This window comes from Paraburkholderia sp. EG287B (assembly GCF_040965595.1).
Lineage (GTDB): Bacteria > Pseudomonadota > Gammaproteobacteria > Burkholderiales > Burkholderiaceae > Paraburkholderia.
Genome location: NZ_JBFRCG010000022.1, coordinates 20,568 through 45,074 on the forward strand (window position 1 = coordinate 20,568; position 24,507 = coordinate 45,074).

The following is a 24,507-nucleotide window of genomic DNA, read 5'->3' on the forward strand; positions in this document are numbered from 1 at the left end:
CCGAGGAATGTTTCACGAAAAACAGGGTGCCGGCGTGTGGCCCGATCGCCATTCCGCCCTTGACCGATGAGCGACAGTGCTTTTGTCCCCATTCGCCTGCACGTTGTAGCAAAAAGAACGTAATTTGTAGCATTCCCGCGCGCCCACGTGTGGTGCATGATCGCTGGCTGCCGGTCTCCGGAAACTGCCGGCGGGACGGGCGAACTTGCCGCGGCCGTCAGATGACCCATTCCGGCAGCGGAACATTGGCCGGCGCGCGCCGTCGTCAACGGTACTAGCCGCCTTGCCGGCGGCGTGAAAGACCGCGGGAGCAGCAGATATCCATTTCACATAATGAGAAACAGTTTGTAACCGTTCCACGATTTGAACAGGTTCTTCCTCAGACTATTCGTGTCGTTGAAGTCTCGGGAGAACCAGCGATGGCCTTGTCGAAATCGCGGAGAACTGCCTTGGCTCCTGGTCGTCTGGCCGAAGTATTGAGCGCCTACGCGGATCGCACTTTCACGTTCCCGCTTGTCGCGCTGGTGTTAATTGCGACGATCTGGGCAGTTACGGTTCAACGTATTCAAGACGAAGGTGAGCAGGCCCGTACTGCCGCAGCTGTCACGAGCTCACAGCTGGCCAGCGCCTTCGCGGCGCACATCGCCAAAACTGTGCACGACGCCGATGTAGTCGTGCAGTGGGTCAAGTATGAGTACGAGCGCTCGCCGGCGACATTTTCGCTCTCCGACTACAAGCAGCGAGGGCTTGTCTCGGCCGATACGGCGTTACAGGTAACGATCGTCGACGCGGCCGGACAGGTTGTGCAAACAACGACGCCGGACGCACGCGCCGTGAACCTATCAGATCGGCTGCACTTCCGGGTTCATGAGAAAGGGAACATCGGGCTCTATATCAGCCAGCCAGTGCTCGGACGCGTTTCGTCACACTGGACCCTTCAGTTCACCCGCCGACTCAGTCATCTTGACGGTTCATTCGCAGGGGTGGTCGTTGTCTCAGAAGATCCAAATTCTCTAACTGACGGGTTCTACAACCTTGATGGCCTTGGCCTCCACGGGATGCTGGCTGTGCTGTCCGACAATGGCTATTTGCTATCGCGACTGGCCGGTGGGGAGCCTGCGTCGCCCAATGGGCCACCCGCCTCGGCCTATTCGGCAATGACCGGAGCGAAGGGAAAGGTCGTTAAGGACCCCGTGGATGGTGTTCAGCGTGTAGTTTCATATCGCCATCTGTCTGCGTATCCCGTCTCAGTAGTCGCGGGCGTTTCGGCCGAAGACGCACTGACTCCGTATCGCCGAGCCAAGGTACTCTACTGTGTGATCGCCTCCTTTTTGAGCCTGTCGCTTTTGGCTGCTGCTGCTTGGCAGGTGGTAGTGACCCGTCGATTTCGGAAACTGGCCGAGACGGACTCACTAACTGGGCTGCCGAATCGGCACCTCATGCTGCAAACGGCGCGCCGATGGATGCGCAATGAAGAACCAGGCATGGTCGGGCTCCTCTACGTCGACCTGGATAACTTCAAGGCCATCAACGATACGTTGGGACATAAGGTTGGGGACGATCTGTTGCGTAACGTTGCCTTTCGTCTTCAAGAGTGTGCGGCTTCAGAAGATTTGCTGGCGCGGATAGGCGGCGACGAGTTCGCGTACGTCCTGCGTGGCGAGCACGCACTCGCGCACGCGGAACGGATAGCTGTCGATATCATTCAGGCGTTCAAACGTGTATTCGTCATGCGTGGGCACGACTACACAGTCAACGTCAGCATCGGTATTGCCTTGCATAGCGATCCGGATGACAGCGAGTTTGGACTACTGTCGAAAGCAGACTTGGCGATGTATGCGGCCAAAGAACGTGGTCGCCAGGGCGGGGAAAGTCGGTTTCATATCTATACCCGTGACCTTTCTGATCGCGCGCTATCGCTGATCGAGCGACAGCAGGCGTTGCAATACGCAATCACCAATCGTGAATTTTTCGTGCTCTATCAACCGATTGTTAGCGTCGAAGGTACGCTACGCGGCGTAGAGGCGCTTGTCCGATGGAGGCATCCGCAGAAGGGCGTATTGAAACCCGACCAGTTCATCCCCCTCGCTGAATCCTCCAGTCTGATAGTGCAGCTTGGTGAGTACGTCTTGCGGCAGGCGTGCCGCGAGTTCCAGGCCTGGCAGGAAGCGAGTGACAACCGGCTCTTTCTGTCGGTCAATGTGTCGCCGGTTCAACTCGCCCGGGGAGGGTTGGCGCACACCATCAAGGAATGCCTTAACGACAATCTGATGGATCCCGATGTACTCCAGCTCGAGATAACTGAAACGGCGGTGCTTTCCGGAAGCCGCGAACTGCGATCACGGCTTCAGGATATTCGCCGACTGGGCGTCAGGGTTGTGCTGGATGATTTTGGCACCGGTCAATCGTCGCTATCGCATCTGACCTCGCAGACCGTAGACGGTATCAAGGTCGACCGGCAATTCACCGAAGCAGCGCCGGGCCAGAAGATGGCAGCGGCCCTGGTTGAAAATCTTGTTCGGCTTGCGCGGGACGTCGGGCTATCGTTGGTGGTTGAAGGTGTCGAGACCCGGGAGCAGGCAGCATGGTTATCGCGTTTCAAGGACGTGTCACTTCAAGGATACCTTTATGGTCGTCCGGCACCGATCACTGAACTAACGGCAATGCTCAAGGTAGGTCAGTAATGTTCGGCTCGGTGGTCGAAAAGTTACCAAATGCTCGCGCGAACGTCGTGTATCAACGACGTGAGAGGGGCGGGTCGGATAGCGTCATTTTGCGCCTGCGGGATTATGGCGAGGGACGCTTGATCCTCGAGCGGGTGATCTCCCGTCCGGATGATGTGAGTCTTACGCTCCTTTTACCGCTGCGGGGCGAGCGGGCGCTGCAGGAATTTTCGGGCGCTGATCCGTGGGGCGACATTCTCGCGCCGGCCTACGATGCGATCAAGAGTGCGTGCCTACAGACGTTCAATGGGAGGAAGCGCTCGCCACGGCGCATTCGATCCGTGAGCGTCGACGATGTGCTGGCAAGCATGCCTGCCTGCACCAACGAATACGATCTCGCAGCGCTGTTGGATGACCTTTCCAGTTCGCTTGGTGCCGAACAATACTGCATCACCTGGATCGATTTCGATAGTCGTGGCGACAGGGCGGAGCATCGGTATCTCGTCGGATGCGATCCTGCCTGGATGCAGAAGTACGTCTATCGATCGGGCTACATGAATGACCCATTGCTCGAATATGCGAAGCGAAACGCATCTCCGGTAACGACATCTGATCTTCAAAACGGAGCGACAGAACACTGGTTACTTCAGGAAGCGCAGGGCCATGGTTTGTACAGCATGCTCACGTGTCCAGTGCACGAGCCCGCGAGATCGACATTAACAATTCTGCAGGCAGCTGTCGGGGCGAACTGCGCGGATGGCGATGGGATCCTTTCGCGCAATCAGAACAGGTGGCGTAGCGCCGCTGGCGCCCTGTCGGACTGGCGGCTGAATCAGCTGCGCGAGTTTGCAGGACAGTTTCAGCTCGTTGGTGAGGAGTTGACCGTGTTGCGTGCCCTATTGCATTGGAAGGACAGCTCTGCAGAGACGATCGCTACCGCACTGGATATGCGTGCGCGCCACGTCAGACAGGTCGTATACCCAAGAATTACTCGAAAAATGGGTGTCTCTCACATCAAGGAAGCGGTAGCACTTGCTTTTAAATGCGGATTGATTAACTAAACAATTGGTCGCGCATATAGGCTTATCACATTTTTCAGATGTTGGGAATAGAAAATAGAAAGTGGAATTTACGCAGGCTTGTCGGCTAAATTGACTCCAAGTTTGCGAGCAGGTTCTTCTATTCCTGACGATGAAAACTACGATTCTCGCTCGATCCGTTTGCTTCACGGTAGCGTGCCTGCTGGTCGCTGGTGAGTCACGCGCAGCTCTCGGAGATAAGCACGTGTACTGGTCGATGGTCACGTCATACCCTGAGGACACCGTATCAGGCCACGGTCTTCGCTCGTTCGCCGAACACGTCGCAACGGAAACGCAAGGTTACATAGCGCCGCACATCCAGTATCGGACGAGCAGGCGCGCGGCACAGCTGGTCGACGACGTACGAGCGGGCGGTGTCGACGCAGCAGACATCTTCGGTGGCAATCTGGCCGCGCTCGATCCGCTGTTCGAACTGTCAACGTTGCCATTTCTGGCGCGTAGCGAAGCGGACGCGAAAGCATTGGCGTGCATTGCGGAGCCAGCCTATCGTCGCGCGCTTGCGAAAGCCGGTTTGCATCTGCTGGTGGTGTCGCCCTGGCCGCCCACGGGGCTCTGGTCGCTCACGCCTCTCAAGAGCGCGAGCGATATCACGCATCTGAAAGTTCGGACCTATGACGAAACGTCGGCGACCGTGCTGGGCAACGTGGGTGCACAGGCGGCCAGTTTGCCTATGGAGCAGGTCAAGTCGTTAGTTGGCGAGGGTGGTATCAATGCAGTGCTGTCTTCCGGGGACGGATCGGTCGGTAACACCCTCGCCGGCATACTTCCGAATTTCGCTGCAGTTCGATACGCCTTCCCGGTTTCGTTTCTTGTGATGAGCGAGAGCCGCTTCAAAGCGCAGTCGGCCCAGCGGCAGCGGCAAATCACAGCTGCTGCTCGTGATGTGCAGAGTGCGGAATGGCAAGCACTTCCTGAACGGATGGCGATCAACTATGTGCACATGAGGAATAACGGCGTGGTCATCGAGGATCCGATTTCGCCAGAGCTGCGCGCGACACTGCAGAACGAAGGCCGGGCTAGGGCGCGGGAGTGGCTGGGTAGGGTGGGGCCAGCTGGTCAGGCCATTCTTGATGCCTACATTAATCGTCAGACTGCTCCGGCCGGCACTGGCTGCCGATCGGGAGTGGTGGAAACCCTCGACGCGGCGGCCTGGGATGATTAAACGAGCCAGGATTGCTTTCGTTGTCGCGGCAGCGAGGTGTGCAACTCGAGGAATGAGGTGGTTGGTGATGGTGCGATATCAGTTGATACGCACTGCGAGAATACTGTAAGGCTTGATGTGAGGGAAGAAATGAATGCAAAGTCAATCGATCTGAACGTCGATCTCGGCGAAGGGTTTGAGCATGACTTCGAGCTGATCAAGCTCGCGAGTTCGGTCAACATCGCCTGCGGCTGGCATGCTGGCGACCCGTTGACGATGCGACGAGTCACGACCGAGGCGATTCGACAAGGCGTCGCAATCGGAGCGCACCCGAGTTTTCCTGATCGCGAGAACTTCGGCCGCGCGCCGATGTACCTACCGGCTGACGAAGTTTATGCCGGCGTGCAGTATCAAGTGGGTGCCTTGGCGGCTGTCGTGGCGGGCCTCAACGGCCGCTTGGTGCATGTGAAGCCCCATGGGGCACTGTACAACATGGCAGAGGCGAATGACGAGCTCGCCTTCGCCATCGTGCGGGCGATAAAAGACTACGACCCGGGGCTGCTTATCTACGGACTCGCTGGTGGTCTGCTCGTCCGCCTGGCCCGTGAAGCGGGATTGCTTGCAGTTGATGAAGGCTTTGCTGATCGCGCATACACGCCGGAAGGCAAGCTCGTACCGCGATCGCAGGCGAACGCCGTGTTGGAAAGCGATGTAGCGGCGTGTCAGCAGGCGCTGGGCATGGTGCGTGATGGCCGGATCAAGGCAATTGATGGCCGCTGCATCAACATTCAGCCGGGGACACTGTGTCTTCACGGCGACGGTGCCCATGCTGTGGCGTTTGCGAACCAGATCGGCGATGCCTTACGCGACGCCGGCATTGCTGTCAGGGCGCCGGACACTGCGCGGCACGTTCCGGAGCACGCTTGAAAAGCGGGGCCGCCTAAAAGGCGAGATCGATTGCTTTCTTGACGAGCAAAAGATCGACCTGACCGGAGTCGGCCGCACTTTGGTAAATGAGGGCGACCAGTTTGGATTTCTTCTCTGCGTTGATGGGACGCTTTTCAAGAGCGGTATCGACCGAGACGAGGACGCGGCACAGCATATGTTCATCGACAGCACCGTGGCGCATCACGCGGGTCCCCGTCACCAGGTACAGGATGTCGAAGCCGCGCTGAGCGAGAGCCGCCAGATACCCGACATCGGGCAGACGCACGCCCTGTTCGTAGTTGAATTGCGCACGACGACTGGCACCGGAAATTGCATGCATCTCGCCTTGGGAGAGTCCGAGCCGTTCGCGTTCCGCAATAAGTCGCGAGCCAAAGGTTTCTGGCATAAATGTTCTTAAAGTTGACAAGTGGCACAAACGTGCCTATATTCTGCAAATGTGATCAAACATGCTGAGTATAGAGGCGCTTGAATGGCACTCAAAACCCTAGACGAGGCTCGGGATGAATTCGATCGATGCGGCGTCCCGGTATCAAGCTGAGGGAGTCATCGCAGATGCAGCCCAATCTATCGTAAGCGGAGTGTTGCAGGAAAGCTCAAAGGCAAGTGAGGACATGCTCATTGAGCGGCAGCCCGTATCCGACGCAGTACCACCCGAAAGGGAGGTAGGCGACGGTGAGCGACTAAAGCGGCGACTTCAAGCGGGCTTCGTTGCTGAAGCTGACGGCACGCGCTACGGTCCGCGCATCGTGGCAAACGCGCACGGCCTTAGTTGTCGCCATTGAGTGATATCTATCGAAGGAGCGTGCAGTGCGAGTCTTCAGTCGCTTTATATATAAAGTATTCCTAATTTTATGATATGGACACCTGAATGAGGTCGGTGCGCCAATCGAAATGAATTGCGCAGCCCATCCGTATGCGTATCACACGTCGAAATCGCAACTCGCCGCTTCTTCGACGAGCAGATGCACGAGTTGGCCTGTCGCGGCTTCGTTCGTGCGTGTGACGCTGGGCAGGAGAGATAGCAGGGAGGGCTCCCCGGGCCGATAGCGTGCCAGTGGGAGCTGACCACATCGGAGGGCACGGAAATGGGCACAGTTCTTGGGTTGATTCAAAAGGGCGTGTGCGCACTGCTGCTGTTCGTGACGGCGACGTCGTTCCTTGGCTTCGCGTACTGGTTGGTTGAGCGGCGTTCATCGCCCCGTGAGCTGATTGCTGTGGCGATCGTGGGTTTGGGTTGGGCCGCGATCGGCTGCGTGGCCTACAGGCGCGGTTGGCCGCGCGAGAAGCGGAGGGCGTGAGCCATGCAAAACCTCTTTGGATTTCGTCTTGCAAAGCGGGCCGCAATTGGCCTGTTGCAGCTGGGCGTGCTCGCCGATTGGGGTTGCGGCGGTCTGGGCTGGCTTCTCGAACACTACGTACCTTGGGTCGAACAGCGCGTGACGCCCCAGTTGCCTGCGGTCGCGGTTTCCGTCGCCGAAGGCCTCGCACATCGGCTCAGGCGCGACCGAGACGCCACATGAAGACCCGTCTCGCGTTTGGGCCCGCAACGGAGCGGTCGTGATGCCAGTCGACTTCGCAATGCTCGCGCAGCAATGCGCCCCGGCCGTCTATCCGACCACCCTGCAGGCGCTCGTCAAGGTGGAATCCGGCTTCAATCCCTTCGCCATCGGCGTGGTCGGCGGCCATCTGGTGCGCCAACCGCGCAACCGCGACGAGGCGGTGGCGACCGTGCGCGCGCTTGAGGCGGCTGGCTGGAACTACAGCATGGGCCTGGCCCAGGTCAATCGCGCGAACCTGCGGGTCTATGGCCTTACCCCTGAAACCGCGTTCGATCCGTGCGCGAACCTCCGCGCGGGCGGCGTCATCCTCGCCGATTGCTACACCCGCGCGGCCGCCGGCGGACGCGTGCCGCAGGATGCCGTGCGTGCGGCGCTTAGCTGCTACTACAGCGGCAATTTCACGCGCGGCTTCAAACCGGATGTGGGTGGTACGAGTTATGTCCAGCGCGTGGCTGCGAACGTGCCCGATAGCGAAGCCAGCGCTGCTGTCGTGCCGCCGATCGTCGTCGTACCGGTGGGCAACGCACCCGTTGTGCACACAGCATCGCGCGCAGCAGTGCACCCGGCCCGTGTGCGGCGGGCCGATGACGCAGTGAGCACCGACACCGGGGCCGACCACGCCCAACCGGTCAATCACCATCCAGCCTGGGACGCCCTGGGCGATTTTTGACGGAGCAGGCAGATGAAGAAGATTCTTCTCGAACCCTTGACCGGCCGTGCCGCGGCTTTGGTGCGTTTGCGTGGCAGGAATGCGAGGCGCATCGGCGCAGTGGCCATGTCGATGGCCGCCCGCGGAGCCTGGGCGGGCGGTGGTCTGGCAGCGGGCACGTCGGCGGCCAACACCTTCACGCTATGGTTTTACGGATTCTGTGGCGTGATGGCCGGTTCGTATCTCCTGTGGGTTGGGGTTCAGTGCTGGTCCAACAAGGCCGACTGGATTCATGACTTTGGTGGCGGCATCGCGAAGGTGGCCGGCGTGGGTTCGGCACTCGTGCTCGCAGGTTGGGCTTTCGGACTCTTCGCCTGAATCACCATGGACGACGAACGCACGCTTTACCCCTCCTACGCGGGTCTGAACCGTACCGCGATGATCGGCGGCGTCCCGATGTTCCCGGCGCTGATCATTGGCTGCACATCGCTGATCACCAGTATGGTCGTTGGCTTCGTGCTCGGTCCCGGCGGTCTGTTGATCGGCTCGGCTGGCGTGCCCGTGTTCCTGTTTTTCCGGCATGTCTGCGAGACAGATGACCAGGCACTGCGCCTGACGTGGCTGGAATTTCGCTGCTGGCTGGACCGCCGTCGTGTGTCGGTATTCGGCAGAACATACACGCTCGCACCGATGCGGTATGGCCGCGACCTGAACGTGTACACCCGCTCGTTTTCGCGCGGCCGGGACCTTGAGCGCTTCGAGGCGCTGCGTCAGCGTCTGCTTGCGCAAGCAGAGGACGACGAAGATGAATGACCATAATCCTGCGCCGTCGTCAGATGGCGCTGCCAGTGCGTGCCCGTCCATTGTGGGCCACACCATGACGGTTGGTGCTCAGGGTTCGGGCAAGACGATGTATGACGTGTTTCGCCGGCCCGCGGAGGAGCGCCGTCGCATTCGCGGCGCGGACGACATGCCGTACGCGGGAGACGAAGCATGCGCGTGAGCAACGAATTGAACCGGCTCGTTGCGTCCGCGGAGGACAAGCTGCCGCGCATCGGCCGTCCGGTGTCGGAAACGGCGACGAGCATCGACAACGGCGGCGCTTTCCTCGTGATGCGCGTGAACGGCGTCCCATTCGAATCGGTGAGCCGTGGCGAGATCGAAGCGCGCTACGACAGCTGGAACCGTCAGCTGGCAGCGATGACGCTGGAGAAAGGCAATCGCCTGTCGCTGTGGACCACGTTTCGCCGCCGTCGCATCTCGTTCGGCGACGAGTACCGTTTCTGCAATCCGTTCATCCAGCAGGCCGTCGACAAATACCTGCGGCGTTTCCGCAGGCACGATCACTTCGAGAACAGTTTCTACATCACCGCGATCCTGCAGGGCGACGACCTGGACGAGACGGTGCGCGAGCTCGAGGAGCTGGGCGAGGGGCTGATGAAGGCTCTCGTTGCCTACGATCCTCAACTGCTCGAAGCATACGGGCACAACGGCATCCTGTTCTCGGAGGCGTATCAGTTCATTGGCGAGCTCGTGAATGGCGTCGACGAGCGCGTGCCGGTCACGCAGGCAACCGGACGCGACCTGATCCCGACGTCGCACCTGCACTTCCACTACGACACGGTTGAGATCCGCACCGATCGCTCAACCCGGTTCGCGGTCTGCTACGACCTGAAGGATTTTCCGAAGGCCGGCTGGGGGCAGACGAATCCGCTGCTGTCGCTGCCCGTCGAATTCACCTTCACACAGAGCCTGGGCTGTCTGAGCACTGCCGAAGCGATGAAGGCGATCGAAGACCAGATCAATCAGCTGAGGTCGGTCGAAGACAAGGCGAAGCACCAGATCAAGGAACTGGAGGATGCGGTGGCGCTGATCGCCGGTCGCGATCTCGCATTCGGCGACTATCACGGTGCACTCGTCGTGTACGGCGACACGCCGGAGAAGGCAATCAGTAACGGCGCATACGTAACAAGTCGGGCGCTGAACGATTGCGGCTTCAAGTTCGTGAAGGCGACGGCATCGGCGCCATTCACGTACATGAGCCAGGTGCCGGGATTCAGGACGAAGCCGCGGCCGATGCCGAAATCGACCCGCAGTCTCGCGTCGTCGTTTTCGATGCATACCTATTCGGCCGGCAAGGCACGCGGCAATCCGCTCGGCGACGGTTCGGCCCTCATGCCGGTGCAGACCGTTGCGAAAAGCCTGTTCAGCCTGAACTGTCACGCTTCGCGCCTGGATGAGGACAGCGTGGGCGAGAAGGTTGCCGGCCATACGCTGATTCTCGGCTCGACCGGCACGGGCAAGACCACCCTCGAGACGATGCTGCTCGCCTTCCTCGAGCGGTTCGACCCGAAGATCTTCGCGCTCGATCTCGATCAGGGTCTGCGGATCTTCCTCGAGGAGATGGGCGCTGTCTACTACACGCTGCGCGAAGGCGAGCCGACCGGTCTTGCGCCGTTTGGCTTGCCCGAGACGAAGCGCAACCTCGCGCACCTTTACGACCTGGTGGGTGCGTGCTGCCGCGACGAGAGCGGCAAACTCAGTGCTGACGACCAGCGGCAGATCAAGCACGCGGTCGACACCGTCATGAAGCTGGAGAACATCGAGCACAGGACTTTCAGCCGCCTGCTGGAGTCGATTCCGGATACGGGCGACGAGAGCGGTCTATGGGTCCGTCTGAGCCAGTGGTGTGGAGCAACTAACGGTCGATTCGCATGGGCGCTGGACAACGTACCCGATGCGCTGACGAACATTACCGACGTGCGCCGGATCGGCTTCGACGTCACTGACTTCCTGAAGAAAGACTATGCCGCCACGGAGCCGGTGCTTGCACACCTGCTGTACCTCAAGGACCAGATGCAGAAGAGGGGCGGCCTGCTCGCGACGGTGATTGCCGAATTCTGGCTGCCGGCCAGCTACCCCACCACGCAGGAGCTGATCCGCAAGTCGCTCAAGACGGGCCGCAAGGCAGACGAATTCCTGATCCTGGATTCGCAGTCGCCGGAGGACGCAATCCAGTGTCCGGTGTTCGCTGAGATCCGCGACCTGACGGCGACAAAGATCTATCTGCCGAATCCGGACGCGACGCGCGACGGTTACAAGCTCCTGAACCTGACCGACCGCGAATTCGACACGCTCAAGAGGCTGTCGAAGGAGTCTCGCACGTTCCTGATCAAGCAGAGCAACCAGTCGGCGTTTGCGACACTGGACCTGGGCGGCATGAACGACGAGATCGCGGTGCTTTCCAGCAGTCTGGACAACGTTGCGATCTGGGAAGAATGCACGCGCGACGCACATGGCGACACGGATCTGAGAATGCAGCTGTTCCAGGCTCGCCGCAAGGGCAAACGCGATCGCAGGCACGAGGCCGAGGTTGTGGAGGAAACCGAATGACGACGACACACGCTCTTCACCTTTCGTCGGCGATCGAGCCAGCGACGCGCGAACACCTCAAGGAGCGGGCGGACGAGCACGACTGGCGCTGGCGCTGGAGAGTGGGCGCCGCGCGCGTTTCGCTTGTGGCTTGCGCGACTGGCTGCGCGGGACTGGCCGCCGCCACACTGTATTTCGGCCTTCCCGGTCTGGGTATGTGGGAAGGCAGTACGGCCAGCACGCGTGGTCGGGCGCGCGGGACACTGGTCGCGGAGACCTGCCTGCTCGTCATCCTTGGGTTGTGGTGCGTCTACGTCCATCGGCTTGACCGTTTTCTGGTCAAGCCATATAGGCCGATCGACATTTCACTCGCGGATCTGCGCGGCACGCGTGGAGCGTGCGTATGTCAATGTCAGTCACCATCAGGCACCGGCCGATTGTGCCGCACGACCTCGACGTGCTGGCTATGGTTTGCCGACAGCAGCAGTCCAGCTTGGGAGCATGGCGATGAAAATCATCTGCAATTTGACGGGCGCCGCATTGATCGTGGCCACGTTCTCGATGCAGGCAGCGCACGCGCAGGGTGTCCCGGTGATCGACCTGCAGGCGATCGCGCAGGCGATCTCGACTGTCAAGCAGCTGGAGCAGCAATACAGCCTGCTCTCGGAGCAGTACCAGTCGACGATCGGCAATCGCGGCCTCGGAAACATCTTCAATGACCCGTCGCTGCGCAACTATCTGCCGGATCAGTGGCAGTCGGTCTACGACGAAGTGAAGAGCGGGCAGTTGAACGGCATCAGCGGCCTCGCCAGCAGTATCGAGAGCCAGGAGGGGATGACCGCGTACACGCCCGGGCAGCAACGTCTGAACGATACTCTGGCCGCCAACAAGGCAATGGCGATGCGCTCGTATCAGGCATCGATCGACCGGCTGACGAACATCCAGCAGCTGATGCAGCAGTCTAATCTCACGCAGGATCCGGCGGCGAAGGCCGATTTGCAAAACCGGTGGGCGGCAGAGAACTCGTCGATCAACGCGGAAAAGATGCGCCTCGATCTCGCGGCGCGACTTCAGGATGCGGAGAAGGATTTCGCGCAACAGGCTGCCCATAACGACATGCAGCAACGGCTGAACGGCGACGACAACGCCGATCAATAACGCGGAGTGCGATCATGGAACTGCAGATCTTTACCGAAATGTTCAACTCGTTCGATCAGAACGTGCTGAACACGATCAATACCGGCTCGGCCCGGATGATCTCACTGATCAGCCCACTGGTCGCTGCCTGCTTTAGTCTCTATGTCCTGCTCGTACTCGTGTCGTACTGGCGTGGCCACAACGACAGCCCGATATCCGACTTCCTCCTGAAGATGGCAGGGTGGGCGGCTGTGCTCACGCTCGGGATGAATATCAGCTACTACAGCGAGTATGTGGTGCCATTCTTCAATGGCCTCGGGGACGATCTAAGTAGTGCCTTGATGGGGGGCAACAGCCTGAGTAGTGGGCTCGATACGCTGTTGAATCTCTATATATCCGCTATCAAGAGCATGTACAACGGATTAGGCGTTACTGACGTTGGGCTATACGTCGAGGTCTCAGTGCTCGCACTCTGCATCCTCCTAGTCGGCGTGCCATTTCTTGCTATTGCTGCGGCCTACATCATCCTTGCGAAGTTCGCACTTGGATTGCTGCTTGCGCTCGGGCCCGCGTTCATCGTCGCGGCGCTCTTTCCCCCGACACGGCAATTTTTCCAAAACTGGGTTGGGCAATGCCTGAACTATGGTCTGCTCGTTGCGCTGTTCGGTGCAGTGGGTGCAATCGAGGTGAGCTTTATGACCTCGGTGCTGCCGAAGAGCTTCAGTGTCAGCGATGTCATGCTGACCTACGCCATTGAAGGAAAGATTATCGCTGCAGGGCTGGTGTTCATCGTGGTGTCGCTGAGCATGCCGTCACTTGCATCGCAATTGGCAGGTGGCGTAGGCATCTCATCGATGGTCGGTAAGATCGGCAACGCGGCCAGTGGAGCCATGAGGGCGATGATGCTGATGGGTGGTTCCAGAGGTGACGCATCGTCAGCGTCCACTAACTCGATCGGCCGTGCTTGATCTTGACTACTACCTGGAGGAATCGATGAGGGCCATCCGGTTTATGACCGCGGCAGTTGTGGTCATTGTGTCATTGACACAATTCGGTTGCGGTAAGCATGACGGCAACGAATTTGTGGGCACATGGAAACGCGTCAGCCAGAACGGCTGGTTCGAAGTGAACATTGCACGGAATGGTGATGGAGACGACTTCTACGTTTCACACAAGGTTCCCAATCTCGGTGCCGACGGCGAAGCGGATAAATGGAAAATCGTGCGAGAACCAGCAGTAGCGCAGGACGGAAAGATGGTTGTAAGTGGTGGGGTTCCGTACGTCATCACGATCGACAAGGCAACTGGACATCTTGTTGTTCCCGGTGCTGAGTTTGAACGCTCGAAGTAAATGATGGGCTGTCCGTCGGAGCAGCCAGTGACGGCGGACGGTACACCCCAACCGGAGACTGACGTGAAATTAATCGTCGTGCTTTGCTGCGCCGCGCTCCTTGCTGCGTGCTCGTCGGCGCCAAAGCCAACGCAACCGGAGGGGCCGTGGATGCCCGTCAACCATACGACACAGGGGAGTGCGCCATGAAATGGATGTCGTGGAAGCCGGCGCGGGCGCAGGCTGAGCCAGTCGTGGCTGCCGTCGACGGCAATTGCGCGACCGCGCTGCAGCACATTGCGGCGAAACTCGCCGACGCCGATCCACGCGAGATGGCGCGGATGTATTTCAGGGAAGCGCTCTCGTTCGAGAAGTCCCGGCAGCAGCTGCAGGAAAACATGACCAAGATTGCATGGCGTGTTGCGGGCGGGGCCATGTTCGTCGCATTGATTTCTATTCTTGGCTCGTCAGCCTTAGTAGAACTAAAGAGACCGTCACCACCGGTGATTATCAAGGACAATACTGCGACCGGCGACGTGCAGGTGATTGATGTCGCGCACAGCGGATCCGTGACGTTCGGTGAACTCGAGGTGCGGGCAGCACTGCGCACGTATGTCAAGCTGCGTGAGAAGTACGACTGGTACACGATCCAGGATGCGTACGACACCGTGACGCTGATGAACTCGCCACGCGAGCAGGCGTTGTACGCGGCGCTCTACAACCGCAAGAACTCGCCGCAAAACGTGCTCACCGACAAATATCGCGTGATCGTGCGCCCAGGTGCAATTACGTTCGTTGGATCAACAGCACAGGTGTTCTTCTCGAAGACGATGATTTCTTTGTCGTCGCAGGGTGGCTCGACGCCAGCACCACCTAAAACCGAATACTGGGTCGCGACGATCACCTACGAGATAGGCGACCTGCCGACCCGCAGCGACGAACAGGAGCTCAATCCAACGGGCTTTCGTGTCACCAGCTACTCGGTCGACCGCGACTGGACGCGCAGCACCTCAGACGGCGCGACACCGATGCCGTCGGCGGCCACATCGTCCCAGTCGGCACCGTCGAGTATGTCGTTGAGCGCACCGGCCGGAGGGGCCAACCCATGACCATCCGGTTCCCGAAAGCGCTTGCTGCAGCGTCGATCGCTGCCGCGCTATTCGGTATGTCGCTACCGGCTGTCGCCGAAGTCGTGCCCGGTGCGTGCGGCAGTGACCGGCACATTGCGTGCGCCGTGTATGACCCGAATGAGACGTACCGGATCGCCTATCGCCCGGGCGAGGCGACTGTCCTCGTCTTCGAGAAAGGCGAAAAAATTGACGGCGGCGGCATGGGCGACGGTAAGGCATGGACGGCTGGCCCAGCCGGCAACGGCTTCTTCTTCAAGCCGAAGGCACCGCAGGCGGCCACCAACCTGATTCTGCTCACGAACAGACGTCGCTATGTGCTCAAGCTGGTCCCGGTCAGGAGGCACGAGGAGGCAGTCTGGTCGCTGACCTTCGATTATCCGGACACGCGTGCAAAGGCGTCGGCGGCCGCCGCGGTGCGCTCGGCCGAAGCGCGGGCATTGCTCGCACAGACCGTCAGCGCGTCTGGCGTGGGCAACTTCAATTACGACATGCATGGGGACACGACACTCGCACCCACGGCGCTGTGGGATGACGGCCGCTTTACCTACTTCGAGTTCAGAACGAGCCGTGATCTGCCGCAGATCTATCGGGTGTACGGGGACGGCAAGGAAGCGCTCGTCAATCCTGACGACATGCGCGGCCCCGTGCTCGTCGTGCACGACACGGCGGAGCGTTTCAACCTGCGCGTGGGGGACGCCGTGCTCGGCATCCGCAACAACGCTTACCGGCCAGACGGCCAGCTGAACCCGACAGGCACGACGATTCCGGGCACAGTGCGGCTCGTGAAGCAAAAGGAGGCGGGCGGTGAGTGACGATATCAATCTGAACGGTCCAAACCTGGCGAACCCGACACCGGTCGAGCCCGCCGGCATAGGCGAGCGCGGGGTGCCGGGTGTTGGCCGCACGAAGCGCAGGAGCCCGTTCCGGATGCTTCCGATCGTCATTGGGATGGTGCTGATCCTGCTGTTCGGCGCGATCGCAGTGGGAGTCGCGATCAAACGGTGGTCGGCGCAGCATCACGCCGAGTCCGAGGCGGCAAGGGCGGAAGCGGCAAAGGACAAGCCGTCAGATGACCGGCACGACTTTGCGCGCGACAAGGCAAAGATCGAAAAGCAGCGGGCAGAGGAAGCGGCGATGGCGTCGGAAGCGGCTGCAGCTAGCGCGGCGCTTGCTACACCTGCGCATGCGAACGCAGCCAGTGCAGTGAATGGAAACGGCGCCGCTGCAGCGACGGCGGCCAGCGCGGTGGAGACGCCGGCGCAACGCAAGCTCGATGGCGACGTGCTGCTCACCTCAAAGGATGAGAGGACGCCCGACGCGCCAGCCCCTGGTGGCACGCCCGGGTTGACCGGTTCGCATACCGGATTCGCGAAGGATGGACTGGACAGCAAGCTGCAGCCATCGAAGCTGGAAACGGTGAAGGCGGAACTGATGCCGTCGCGTGACTACCTGCTGATCGCGGGCACCACGATCCCGTGCGTGCAGGGTGCGGAGATCGTGACCGACTACCCGGGCATGACCACCTGCCATGTGGCGAAAGACGTGTACTCGGCGAACGGCAAGGTGTTGCTGGTCGAGCGTGGCTCCGAGGTCGTGGGCGAGCAGCGGCAGGCGCTGATGCAGGGTCAGGCGCGGATCTTCGTGATCTGGACGCGGCTGACGACGCCTGACGGCGTAAAGGTGCAACTCGATTCGCCGGCGGCCGATGCGCTCGGCGGCAGTGGTCTGCCGGCCTACGTCGACAACCACTTCTGGACGCGGTTTGGCGGCGCCATGATGGTCAGCCTGATCAGCGATGCCGGTCAGGCGCTGTCGACACTGGCCGCGAACTCAGGCAGTAGCGGCATCCAGTTTAACAACACCACGAATGCCGGTGGTGAGGTAGCGGCCGAAGCGCTGCGCAACACCATCAACGTGCCGCCGACCGCGTACTCGCAGTACGGGTCGATGACGACGATCTTCGTTGCGCGCGATGTGGACTTCTCCGACGTGTACGAACTGGCGACGCCTTGATTCATTAAATTCGGGGTGCTTATGAGTATGCAATACGACGACAGTCTTACGGTACGCAGTCACCTCAAGACACTCGGCATCGCCGCAATGCTTGCGATGCCGGGCGTCACCGAGTTTGCGATTAACCGTCCTTATGAAGGCTGGACCGAAACGCGCGACGGCTGGCAGCGCCATGATCTTCCGAATGCGTCGCTGGAAATGCTGAACCAGTTCGCACCGGCGCTGGCCATCTACAACAAGGCGAAGCCGCCGCTTTCGGCGGCCGAGCCGGAAAAGCCGGTGCGCCTGCCCGACGGCGAGCGTGGCCAGATCGTGATTCCACCGGCGTGCGAGCCGGGTACGGTGTCGCTGACGATCCGCGTGCCGAATTCAACGCGCCTTTCGGTACAGCAGTGGTCGGACGCCGGGCGGTTCGCCAGGTTCCGTGATGTGGTCCGGGGCGCACCCGGCGGTAGTGGCGCAATGACGAAGGGCGAGATCGATGCCGCAGCGGCACGGGCGGGCTCAGAGGGTATGGACGTCAGTCGTGCCACTGCGGTGTTCAATCCGTCCCGGGCGCTGGGCGCCTATGGCCTGGCGCGCTTCCAGCATGAGATGCTCGACGCGCTCGCGCAGCGCGATGTCGTGCGGTTTCTGAAGCTGGCCATCCTGAACCGGCTGAACATCGTGCTCGTGGGCGGCACGGGCTCGGGCAAGACCACGCTGATGAAGGCGCTGGCCGACCTGATCCCGATCATTCCGCGCGAGGCGCGTCTGGCGACGATCGAGGATACCCACGAGCTGCCGTTGCCACTGCATCGAAATCACGTTCACCTCTTCTACAGCGAGGCGATTCCGGCGCGACGCCTGGTGAAGGCGACGTTGCGCATGAAGTTCGATCGCGTGTTGCTTGCGGAGTTGCGCGGCGACGAAACCTGGGACTACCTGACGCTGCTCAACACCGGGCACCAGGGTGGGTTGACGACGGTGCACGCGAACGACTCGATCGCGACGCTCACGCGCATCGCCACGCTGGTCAAGCAAAGCCCGGTCGGCCAGACGCTCCCGTTCGATTACCTGATGCGCGAGATCCGCACGACGGTCGACGTGGTGCTGTTCATGGAGAACCGCGATCTGACGGAAATCTGGTTTGATCCGGCGACAAAAAACAGGTTTCTGCGAGGTGATGCATGAGAGCGCGACCGAACGACTCCGGCATTGGTGACAGTGGCGGGCATACCGGCCGGGAACCCCTGGAGCGGCAGACGCACGCGGCAGTGGGAGCGTCAGCATGAAAGCCCGTCTCCTTGTTGGCGGCCTGCTTGCCATTGTGTCCGGCGCAGTCGTGTTCGCCGCCGGCCGTCTGCTTCATCTCGATGCGATCAGCGATCCAGTCGAAATGGGCGCCGTGATTGCTCTCGTCGTCGTGACGTGCGCGTTGTGGGGCGTGTGTGCGAGCGCCGTGCTGCTAAAAACCGCGACGCTTGCCGACCGGATCATCGCGGGCGGTCTGCTTGCACTGGTGGTTCTGATCGGTCTCGCTGCCGCCGGCCAGTACGTCGGCGCGATGCTGTTTGCGAAGCTGGAAAAGCTGCCGGACTCCGCAATCGGCCTGTGGACGCTGCACGACTACTGGCGCGACTTTGGCGACGTGAAGGCGGTGAAACGCTCGCTGCAGATGGCGACAGCGGCATCGGTCATCGTGCCGTTTGTACCGGTAGCGGCGATCGTCGCGGCGCTGGTCATGAAGCCGAAGCGCGAACTGCATGGCGATGCCCGCTTTGCCTACAGCTACGAGGTCCAGCGGTATGGCCTGCTCGATGAGGCCAACGGGCGCGGGCGAAACAGGGGCGGCCGCAAGGGCGATCACCGCGACCCGTCGATCATCGTCGGGCGGTTCAAGGGCAAGTACCTGACGTTCCGCGGAACGGAGTTCGTGATGGTTGCTGCGCGAACGCGTTCACGCAAAGGTGCGGCCATTGTGATCCCGAATCTGCTCACCTTTCCGGATTCGGTGGTCGTACTCGATGTGAAGGGAGAGAACTACGACCTGACGTCGCGTTACCGGCAGGCCTGCGGCCAGCAGGTGTTTCGCTGGGCGCCATTTGATCAGACTGGCTACACGCACCGCTGGAATCCGCTTTTCAGGATTGCGAAGAGTGCACCCTTCGTGCGGGTCGGTCGCCTGCAGGCGATCGCAGCGCGCCTGTATCACACGACCGACGGGCGCAACAAGTTCTTCTATGAGCAGGCGAGTGACCTGTTCATGGGCCTTGCACTCTACCTGATGGAGATGACGGGTGACTGCACGTTCGGACAGGTGTTGCGGCTCGCGAGCACGCCCGACAAGAAAGTGCGTGAGCACCTGTCGGATCTGATGCAGCACGAGCCGCAGAAGGGGGTGCCACTGTCGGGCGACTGCCTGGGCGCGCTTTCGCGCGTGCTGGCCTCGCCCGACGAGACGATGCTGAACATTGTTGCGACGTTTAACGCCGGTCTGCGCCTGTTCAGCAACCCGATCGTCGACCAGGCGACGAGCGCATGCGACTTCGAGCTCGACCGCGTGCGGCGCGAGCTGATGTCGATCTACGTTGTGCTGCCGGTGCGTGAGCTTGCCGTCGCGAGCCTGCTCGGCAACCTGTTCTACACGCAGTGGATCGAGGACAACCTCGACGTGCTGCCGGGCGACGATCCGGCCATCAAATATCAGTGTCTTGGCGTGGGGGACGAATTTACTGCGCTCGGTCGTATCGAGGTACTCGACAAGGGCAACGCGTTCATCGCGGGGTACTGGATTCGCCTGCTCACGATCCTGCAGTCGAAGGCGCAGCTGGAGCCGAACGATCTGTACGGGCCGGCCGGGGCGCGCACGCTGATTACCAACCACGCAGTGCTGGTGGCGTATGCGCCTGGCAACCAGCAGGATGCAAAGGAACTGTCCGAGACCCTCGGCACGTTCACCGAGAAGGCAACCTCGAAAAGCCGTAATCACGGCCGCAACACGTCGACCGGCACGAACACGTCAGATCAGGGCCGCGCGTTGATGCTCGATCAGGAACTGAAGCGCATGGAGCAGGACCAGGAAATCGTGCTTGGTTTCCAGCGTTCGATCCTGTGCGAGAAGGCGACCTATTACGAGGATGACCTGTTCATCGACCGCATGCGCTCGGTCAGTCCGATGCTCGCTGCAATCAACAAGCGCCTGCCCACCGAAGACGAAATCAAGGCGGCCTGGCGTGCCGGTGAGCTGCGCGCGAACGGTATCCCGACGCACAGCCCCGAGACGTATCACGCGGCGCTGTCGGCGAGGGCCGCTGGCGAGATCCGTCTTGCACGTCAGGCCGGTGCGAAGCCGTTGACCGCGGCCGAGCTTCTCGCGCTCGACCATCGCACACCCGGGCCACTCGCGACCGGCATGGCGCTCGCAGGCTTCGAGGCTGACCTGGCCGAGCTCGGCGTCGTGATGCGCGCGGACGTGCGCGAAATGCTCGGGGGTATCCGCATCGATTTCAACGTGGCAGGCGGGGATGACGCTGTCCAGGACGGGATTGAACCGGCGCTCGCGTCTGTCGCGCCGGCGGACAACGAGGCAAAGGAGGTATTAAATGGCTGACCCGAAAAGGCCGAAAGGCAAACGGACGTATCTGGACGTCCCGTTCAGGGAGAAGGACGCGGCGCACGATCTGGGCGCCAGGTTCGACCGGCGATCGAAAAAATGGTACGTGCCGGGTGGCACTGACGTTGGGCCGTTTGCGCGGTGGATTCCAGCGCATGAGCCGCAGACAGCGCAGGACGGCCGGCCGGCACGTCAACCAGTACGCGGGCAGCAGCAGACGCTGTTCGGCAGTGAAGCCGACATCGAGCGGGAAGCCGTACGGCTGAGCGAGCTAATGGGTCAACCGCTCGATGAGTCCCACGCCTTCGTGCGGGACTCCCTTCAGGCCGCCGCGGAAAAGGCAGGGCTGGAGGCACGGGACCGCTTGCGCGCGCAGGGTGCCTCCGCGTTCGAGATGATTGACGGAGTGCGGGACGCCAGTGTCCAGGCGCGGCACCAGTATTTCGCCGACCGGCAACATCTGTATGTGCAGGGCGCGCGCGTTGGCCGGCACGCTGCTCAGCCGAAGCTGGACGACGCGGCGCTCGGCCGGCGCTTTCGTGAAATGATCCAGTCGATTACGACGGCGATCACGCTGCGAGGCAACGAGGTCAACCATACGCTCGCGCTTGAGCAGCGGCTGGAGTCGATCCATCGTGAAGCGTGGCGCATGTCCGGCAACGCTGTCGATGGCGAGCGCGCGATTGGCGAGCAGATCCGCAACCGCACTGGCTTTGCGGCCGGGACCCTGCCGCCACGGGCAGCCGCAGCGCTGGCCAAACTTCGCGATGAAGCGGGCTTGAGTCCGATGGAAATCGACGAGCGCACGCCTGCGCGCGACGTGACGGATTCCGACCCGGTGGACGACGCGTCTCCGGTTGACGGGGCAAGCGTCGCGCCGCAACACCGGCATCGCCATCGCGAGCCAGACCGCAACGACGGCATTGCCACCTTCGCTGACATCGCCGAAGCGCTCGAACCTGTGGCCACGATGCCTGCGACCGGCCGTGAGCACGAGGATAGAACTGACTGGTCGATGGTGGCGAAAGACCTGGCCGACTTTCGCGAGCTGACAGGGCGCATCAGCGAGGCGTTCGGGAAAGGCAAGAGCGCGCCCGAAGTTGTCGCCGCGCTCGATCATGAGCTTGCGTTTCTGTCGCCCGCCGCCCGCGAGCCGTTCGTGACCCACGTGCGTGAAGCACTCGACAGGCAGGATGCATCACCGGCGCAATCTCCAGCCTCGCAGGCGCAGCCGGACGTCAAGACGGATGGCGATGCGGTGACCTTTGCCGACGTCGGCGATGCAGCGGCAATCGACGACGCAATGCGGCTGCGTGGCATCACGGGAAACGCCGTGCCCGGCAACGAGGACGTCGCTCGCCCGACTGTCAACGCGGCGGCGGCTAACGAACCTGTCGTTCAGCCCGGCCGCGCTGCGAACGATACGTCGATGGACGCACCGGCGGTGTCGGGCATGATCGACACGCAGATCCAGCGCACGCAGACGTCCGCACAGAATGAAACGGACGCAAAAAATCCGGCGAACGAACCCGAGCGTCCGGTGTTCGATTCCGTGTCGACGCAGGATCTGGAGCGCGTGCGAACGGTGCGCGACGGCGAGCGGGCGGCCGCCGAGCGGTTGCTGCGCGAACAGGGCAAGCCGATGCCAGGGCAGCACGCGGGCGACGCCGGTGCAGCGGCAGACGCGCACGAGGCTGGCGTTGCCGGTGTCGCCGACAGCAGCGACAACCAGATCGGCGTCGATCCTGCCTCACGCAAGCCGGTCGTGACGAAAGACGGCTACGACGTGCCCGCTCACGTCGCCTCGCGCTACCTGGTGAAGGATGGGCGGTTCTGGAAGCTCGAAGGCATGGAAGATAAGCCGGGCGCGCAGCGGGCTCCAGGAGCGACCACTCAGCCGCACTTCGAGGACGTGGGGACACGCCTGAACTCCCGGCAGAACGATCGCGCAACGATTGCCGACATGGTGGCGGTGGCGAAGGCCAAGAACTGGGATTCAATCGTCGTGCGCGGCAGCGAAACGTTCTGCCGCAACGCGTGGATCGAAGCGTCCCTCGCGGATGTGGACGTAAAGGGCTTCAAGCCGGCCGAAAGCGACGAGGCATTGCTTGAGGCCGCGAAGCGTGAACGTGCGGCACTAACGATCAAGGCCGGAACGTCACCCTCGCCGGATGTCGCGCAGAAGGCGAACCCGGCGACGGAGAATCCAGCGGCCGCGCCGTCGAAGGCACTGCGCGCTGCGCGTTTCTCGCCTGCAGCGGACATGGCGGCACCCCCCACGCCTGAAGCACCCAAAACCGTCGCGCAGTTGCGCGAAGTCCTTGAAAAGTCACTTGAGCGGGCACCCGCGCGCATGCGTGCCGAGGTGATTCGCCGGTTCGACGCTCGCATGCAGGCGGGCACGGAGATCGAGGCCCGGATTGCACGCGGCGAACTGGGTCGTGACGCCGGCCCGGCCGAGGTCGACAGGCGCGCGGCCGAGCTGCATGCGGCGTGGACGGCGCCGAAGGCCGCGCCTGCATCGGGCCCGTCGAACAGCCGGCTGCCCGCGCAAGCGCAGACAGGCGGCCTGGCGCCGAAGGTGATGTAAGTGGCGAAACTCCCAATATTGATGAGGATTTCGAAATGAGTATGGCTATCGTGAACTGCTCAGGCAACGTCGGCAAGACTACCGTGACCCGCGAACTGCTCGCTCCAAGGCTGCCGTCCATGTCGGTACGCCAGATTGAGTCAATCAATACGGATGACTCGGCCGGCCCGAAGGTCGAGGTGATGATTGCCGCGCGCTTTGATGAACTGCATGACGACCTGATGCGCGGCCGTGATCTGCTGGTCGATATCGGTGCATCGAACGTCGAGGAGTATCTCAAGCGCCTCGATGGTGCCGAAGGGGCACAGGAGGATTACGCGTGCTTCATTGTGCCGGTCGAACCGGAGAGCAAGCAGATGAAGGACACCATCAAGACGATCGACATGCTCGCGGATCTCGGTGTCGAGCCTGGGCGCATCCGTGTGCTGCTGAACAAGGTCGATCTGGTCAGGAGCGAGGAACGCGAGCTGACGCTGCGCCGGCACTTCGGGCAACTGTTCGAACTGCATGAGCGTAAGCGGACTTTCGAACTGAATCAGGATGCGCTGATCCCAAGGAACGACGTGTTTACGCTTGCGGCGGCCGCCGGTCGCACGATCCACGATATCGCGACCGACGGGATGGACTACAAGGCGCAGCTGGTCGACGCTGCCAGCGCCCCGGAGAAGGACCGTCTCGTGAGGCTGGTTGGCTTCAAACGCAAGGCGCTGTCGATCCAGCCGTTGCTGGATCAGGCATTTAACGCGCTGATGGCAGGGGTCCATGCATGAACGAGCCGACGCCGCAGCTGGATCACGCCGGGCGAGCGTCTGAGCGCCTTGGCCAGGTGATCGCCACGATGCCGGCGTCGAACGAGCTGGCCGTGCTCGCGGAGATCCTGATCGAGCAGATGAAGGTCGTGGATGCACAACACCATGTTGTCGCGCTGATGGAGTCCACCGACCAGAAGCTGACCGCGACGGTGCAGGCGCTGCGCGAGGAGAACACGCAACTGACGAAGCTGCTCACGCAATCGCGCCAGGCGTTCATCGGCGAGGTGGCCGCGAAGGCGGCTGACCAGGCAAGACGTGCGGCAACAGCGGATGTCGTGGACGAACTGGCGCGGCTGCGGGCTGCCGTTGAATCGCGTGGTCGCATCCTACCCACGAATCCGGCAGTTGCAGCAACCGGTTCGCTCGTCGCCTTCATGGGCATTGCGTTTTGCGCGGGCGCCGCGCTCATCTGGGTCGTCGCCCGTCTGGCACACACGCTCACCTAGCCGAAAACCACCGCATCGCCTCG

General features: G+C 61.5%; 23 protein-coding genes. 22 read left to right on the forward strand and 1 reads right to left on the reverse strand.

The window, feature by feature from the left end; translation table 11 throughout:
• Positions 1 to 419: 419 nt before the first annotated feature.
• The 4 genes from AB4Y40_RS33640 (at position 420) to pxpA (ending at position 5,831) form a co-directional block, all read left to right on the forward strand.
• Positions 420 to 2,684: an EAL domain-containing protein gene (locus AB4Y40_RS33640; protein WP_368691513.1), complete on the forward strand. Its 2,265-nt coding sequence runs from the start codon at positions 420 to 422 to the stop codon at positions 2,682 to 2,684.
• Positions 2,684 to 3,724 (forward strand): autoinducer binding domain-containing protein, encoded by a 1,041-nt coding sequence (locus AB4Y40_RS33645; RefSeq protein WP_133189245.1) that lies wholly within the window; start codon positions 2,684 to 2,686, stop codon positions 3,722 to 3,724. The genes AB4Y40_RS33640 and AB4Y40_RS33645 overlap by 1 nt, the downstream gene beginning before the upstream one ends.
• A gap of 223 nt (positions 3,725 to 3,947) precedes the next feature.
• On the forward strand, positions 3,948 to 4,925 hold the full coding sequence (dctP, locus tag AB4Y40_RS33650) for a TRAP transporter substrate-binding protein DctP (RefSeq protein WP_165979536.1): 978 nt from the start codon (positions 3,948 to 3,950) through the stop codon (positions 4,923 to 4,925).
• A 129-nt stretch (positions 4,926 to 5,054) separates the two neighbouring features.
• The gene (gene pxpA / locus AB4Y40_RS33655; protein WP_133189241.1) at positions 5,055 to 5,831 is read left to right on the forward strand and encodes a 5-oxoprolinase subunit PxpA; all 777 of its coding nucleotides are present in this window, start codon (positions 5,055 to 5,057) and stop codon (positions 5,829 to 5,831) included.
• 13 nt (positions 5,832 to 5,844) lie between these two features.
• On the opposite strand, the gene AB4Y40_RS33660 is transcribed toward pxpA, so the two are convergent.
• Positions 5,845 to 6,237: a helix-turn-helix domain-containing protein gene (locus AB4Y40_RS33660; RefSeq protein WP_368691514.1), complete on the reverse strand. Its 393-nt coding sequence runs from the start codon at positions 6,235 to 6,237 to the stop codon at positions 5,845 to 5,847.
• Between the two features lie 700 nt (positions 6,238 to 6,937).
• On the opposite strand from AB4Y40_RS33660, the gene AB4Y40_RS33665 reads away from it, so the two are divergent.
• From AB4Y40_RS33665 to AB4Y40_RS33750, 18 genes are all read left to right on the forward strand, one after another.
• Positions 6,938 to 7,150, forward strand: coding sequence for a hypothetical protein (locus AB4Y40_RS33665; RefSeq protein WP_368691515.1), 213 nt, complete (start codon positions 6,938 to 6,940; stop codon positions 7,148 to 7,150).
• 3 nt (positions 7,151 to 7,153) lie between these two features.
• Positions 7,154 to 7,372: a hypothetical protein gene (locus tag AB4Y40_RS33670; RefSeq protein ID WP_368691516.1), complete on the forward strand. Its 219-nt coding sequence runs from the start codon at positions 7,154 to 7,156 to the stop codon at positions 7,370 to 7,372.
• Positions 7,373 to 7,412: 40 nt separating this feature from the next.
• Complete coding sequence (locus tag AB4Y40_RS33675) at positions 7,413 to 8,081, forward strand: lytic transglycosylase domain-containing protein (protein WP_368691517.1); 669 nt, start codon at positions 7,413 to 7,415, stop codon at positions 8,079 to 8,081.
• A 12-nt stretch (positions 8,082 to 8,093) separates the two neighbouring features.
• Positions 8,094 to 8,438: a hypothetical protein gene (locus AB4Y40_RS33680; RefSeq protein ID WP_133189231.1), complete on the forward strand. Its 345-nt coding sequence runs from the start codon at positions 8,094 to 8,096 to the stop codon at positions 8,436 to 8,438.
• Between the two features lie 6 nt (positions 8,439 to 8,444).
• A complete protein-coding gene (locus AB4Y40_RS33685) occupies positions 8,445 to 8,873 on the forward strand; it encodes a VirB3 family type IV secretion system protein (RefSeq protein WP_368691518.1) in 429 nt (142 codons plus the stop codon).
• Positions 8,866 to 9,063 (forward strand): hypothetical protein, encoded by a 198-nt coding sequence (locus AB4Y40_RS33690; protein ID WP_368691519.1) that lies wholly within the window; start codon positions 8,866 to 8,868, stop codon positions 9,061 to 9,063. Before AB4Y40_RS33685 ends, AB4Y40_RS33690 begins: the two co-directional genes overlap by 8 nt.
• A complete protein-coding gene (locus tag AB4Y40_RS33695; RefSeq protein ID WP_368691520.1) occupies positions 9,054 to 11,453 on the forward strand; it encodes a transporter in 2,400 nt (799 codons plus the stop codon). The genes AB4Y40_RS33690 and AB4Y40_RS33695 overlap by 10 nt, the downstream gene beginning before the upstream one ends.
• Before the next feature lie 486 nt (positions 11,454 to 11,939).
• The gene (locus AB4Y40_RS33700) at positions 11,940 to 12,590 is read left to right on the forward strand and encodes a type IV secretion system protein (RefSeq protein ID WP_133189225.1); all 651 of its coding nucleotides are present in this window, start codon (positions 11,940 to 11,942) and stop codon (positions 12,588 to 12,590) included.
• Between the two features lie 14 nt (positions 12,591 to 12,604).
• Positions 12,605 to 13,537, forward strand: coding sequence for a type IV secretion system protein (locus tag AB4Y40_RS33705; protein ID WP_133189223.1), 933 nt, complete (start codon positions 12,605 to 12,607; stop codon positions 13,535 to 13,537).
• Positions 13,530 to 13,919 (forward strand): hypothetical protein, encoded by a 390-nt coding sequence (locus AB4Y40_RS33710; RefSeq protein WP_246089383.1) that lies wholly within the window; start codon positions 13,530 to 13,532, stop codon positions 13,917 to 13,919. The genes AB4Y40_RS33705 and AB4Y40_RS33710 overlap by 8 nt, the downstream gene beginning before the upstream one ends.
• A gap of 185 nt (positions 13,920 to 14,104) precedes the next feature.
• Entirely contained in the window at positions 14,105 to 15,007 is a 903-nt protein-coding gene (locus AB4Y40_RS33715; RefSeq protein ID WP_368691521.1) for a virB8 family protein, read from the forward strand.
• Positions 15,004 to 15,840: a TrbG/VirB9 family P-type conjugative transfer protein gene (locus AB4Y40_RS33720; RefSeq protein ID WP_368605626.1), complete on the forward strand. Its 837-nt coding sequence runs from the start codon at positions 15,004 to 15,006 to the stop codon at positions 15,838 to 15,840. Before AB4Y40_RS33715 ends, AB4Y40_RS33720 begins: the two co-directional genes overlap by 4 nt.
• Positions 15,833 to 17,041: a type IV secretion system protein VirB10 gene (gene virB10, locus AB4Y40_RS33725; RefSeq protein WP_368691522.1), complete on the forward strand. Its 1,209-nt coding sequence runs from the start codon at positions 15,833 to 15,835 to the stop codon at positions 17,039 to 17,041. Before AB4Y40_RS33720 ends, virB10 begins: the two co-directional genes overlap by 8 nt.
• Positions 17,042 to 17,062: 21 nt before the next feature.
• A complete protein-coding gene (locus AB4Y40_RS33730; RefSeq protein WP_368691523.1) occupies positions 17,063 to 18,214 on the forward strand; it encodes an ATPase, T2SS/T4P/T4SS family in 1,152 nt (383 codons plus the stop codon).
• Between the two features lie 97 nt (positions 18,215 to 18,311).
• Positions 18,312 to 20,633, forward strand: coding sequence for a type IV secretory system conjugative DNA transfer family protein (locus AB4Y40_RS33735; protein ID WP_368691524.1), 2,322 nt, complete (start codon positions 18,312 to 18,314; stop codon positions 20,631 to 20,633).
• A complete protein-coding gene (locus AB4Y40_RS33740) occupies positions 20,626 to 23,226 on the forward strand; it encodes a DUF5710 domain-containing protein (protein WP_368691525.1) in 2,601 nt (866 codons plus the stop codon). The genes AB4Y40_RS33735 and AB4Y40_RS33740 overlap by 8 nt, the downstream gene beginning before the upstream one ends.
• Positions 23,227 to 23,267: 41 nt before the next feature.
• Positions 23,268 to 23,996 carry a StbB family protein gene (gene stbB, locus AB4Y40_RS33745; RefSeq protein WP_368691526.1) on the forward strand — a complete coding sequence of 243 codons (729 nt, stop codon included), beginning with the start codon at positions 23,268 to 23,270 and terminating at the stop codon, positions 23,994 to 23,996.
• Entirely contained in the window at positions 23,993 to 24,484 is a 492-nt protein-coding gene (locus tag AB4Y40_RS33750) for a hypothetical protein (protein WP_368691527.1), read from the forward strand. Before stbB ends, AB4Y40_RS33750 begins: the two co-directional genes overlap by 4 nt.
• The last annotated feature ends 23 nt before the right edge of the window (positions 24,485 to 24,507 follow it).

Bases quoted from the DNA above. Each gene is read 5' to 3' on its own strand.
- AB4Y40_RS33640 (WP_368691513.1), top strand. From the start codon at position 420: ATGGCCTTGTCGAAATCGCGGAGAACTGCCTTGGCTCCTGGTCGTCTG.
- AB4Y40_RS33645 (WP_133189245.1), top strand. From the start codon at position 2,684: ATGTTCGGCTCGGTGGTCGAAAAGTTACCAAATGCTCGCGCGAACGTC.
- pxpA (WP_133189241.1), top strand. From the start codon at position 5,055: ATGAATGCAAAGTCAATCGATCTGAACGTCGATCTCGGCGAAGGGTTT.
- AB4Y40_RS33660 (WP_368691514.1), bottom strand. From the start codon at position 6,237: ATGCCAGAAACCTTTGGCTCGCGACTTATTGCGGAACGCGAACGGCTC.
- AB4Y40_RS33665 (WP_368691515.1), top strand. From the start codon at position 6,938: ATGGGCACAGTTCTTGGGTTGATTCAAAAGGGCGTGTGCGCACTGCTG.
- AB4Y40_RS33670 (WP_368691516.1), top strand. From the start codon at position 7,154: ATGCAAAACCTCTTTGGATTTCGTCTTGCAAAGCGGGCCGCAATTGGC.
- AB4Y40_RS33675 (WP_368691517.1), top strand. From the start codon at position 7,413: ATGCCAGTCGACTTCGCAATGCTCGCGCAGCAATGCGCCCCGGCCGTC.
- AB4Y40_RS33680 (WP_133189231.1), top strand. From the start codon at position 8,094: ATGAAGAAGATTCTTCTCGAACCCTTGACCGGCCGTGCCGCGGCTTTG.
- AB4Y40_RS33685 (WP_368691518.1), top strand. From the start codon at position 8,445: ATGGACGACGAACGCACGCTTTACCCCTCCTACGCGGGTCTGAACCGT.
- AB4Y40_RS33690 (WP_368691519.1), top strand. From the start codon at position 8,866: ATGAATGACCATAATCCTGCGCCGTCGTCAGATGGCGCTGCCAGTGCG.
- AB4Y40_RS33695 (WP_368691520.1), top strand. From the start codon at position 9,054: ATGCGCGTGAGCAACGAATTGAACCGGCTCGTTGCGTCCGCGGAGGAC.
- AB4Y40_RS33700 (WP_133189225.1), top strand. From the start codon at position 11,940: ATGAAAATCATCTGCAATTTGACGGGCGCCGCATTGATCGTGGCCACG.
- AB4Y40_RS33705 (WP_133189223.1), top strand. From the start codon at position 12,605: ATGGAACTGCAGATCTTTACCGAAATGTTCAACTCGTTCGATCAGAAC.
- AB4Y40_RS33715 (WP_368691521.1), top strand. From the start codon at position 14,105: ATGAAATGGATGTCGTGGAAGCCGGCGCGGGCGCAGGCTGAGCCAGTC.
- AB4Y40_RS33720 (WP_368605626.1), top strand. From the start codon at position 15,004: ATGACCATCCGGTTCCCGAAAGCGCTTGCTGCAGCGTCGATCGCTGCC.
- AB4Y40_RS33730 (WP_368691523.1), top strand. From the start codon at position 17,063: ATGAGTATGCAATACGACGACAGTCTTACGGTACGCAGTCACCTCAAG.
- AB4Y40_RS33735 (WP_368691524.1), top strand. From the start codon at position 18,312: ATGAAAGCCCGTCTCCTTGTTGGCGGCCTGCTTGCCATTGTGTCCGGC.
- AB4Y40_RS33740 (WP_368691525.1), top strand. From the start codon at position 20,626: ATGGCTGACCCGAAAAGGCCGAAAGGCAAACGGACGTATCTGGACGTC.
- stbB (WP_368691526.1), top strand. From the start codon at position 23,268: ATGGCTATCGTGAACTGCTCAGGCAACGTCGGCAAGACTACCGTGACC.
- AB4Y40_RS33750 (WP_368691527.1), top strand. From the start codon at position 23,993: ATGAACGAGCCGACGCCGCAGCTGGATCACGCCGGGCGAGCGTCTGAG.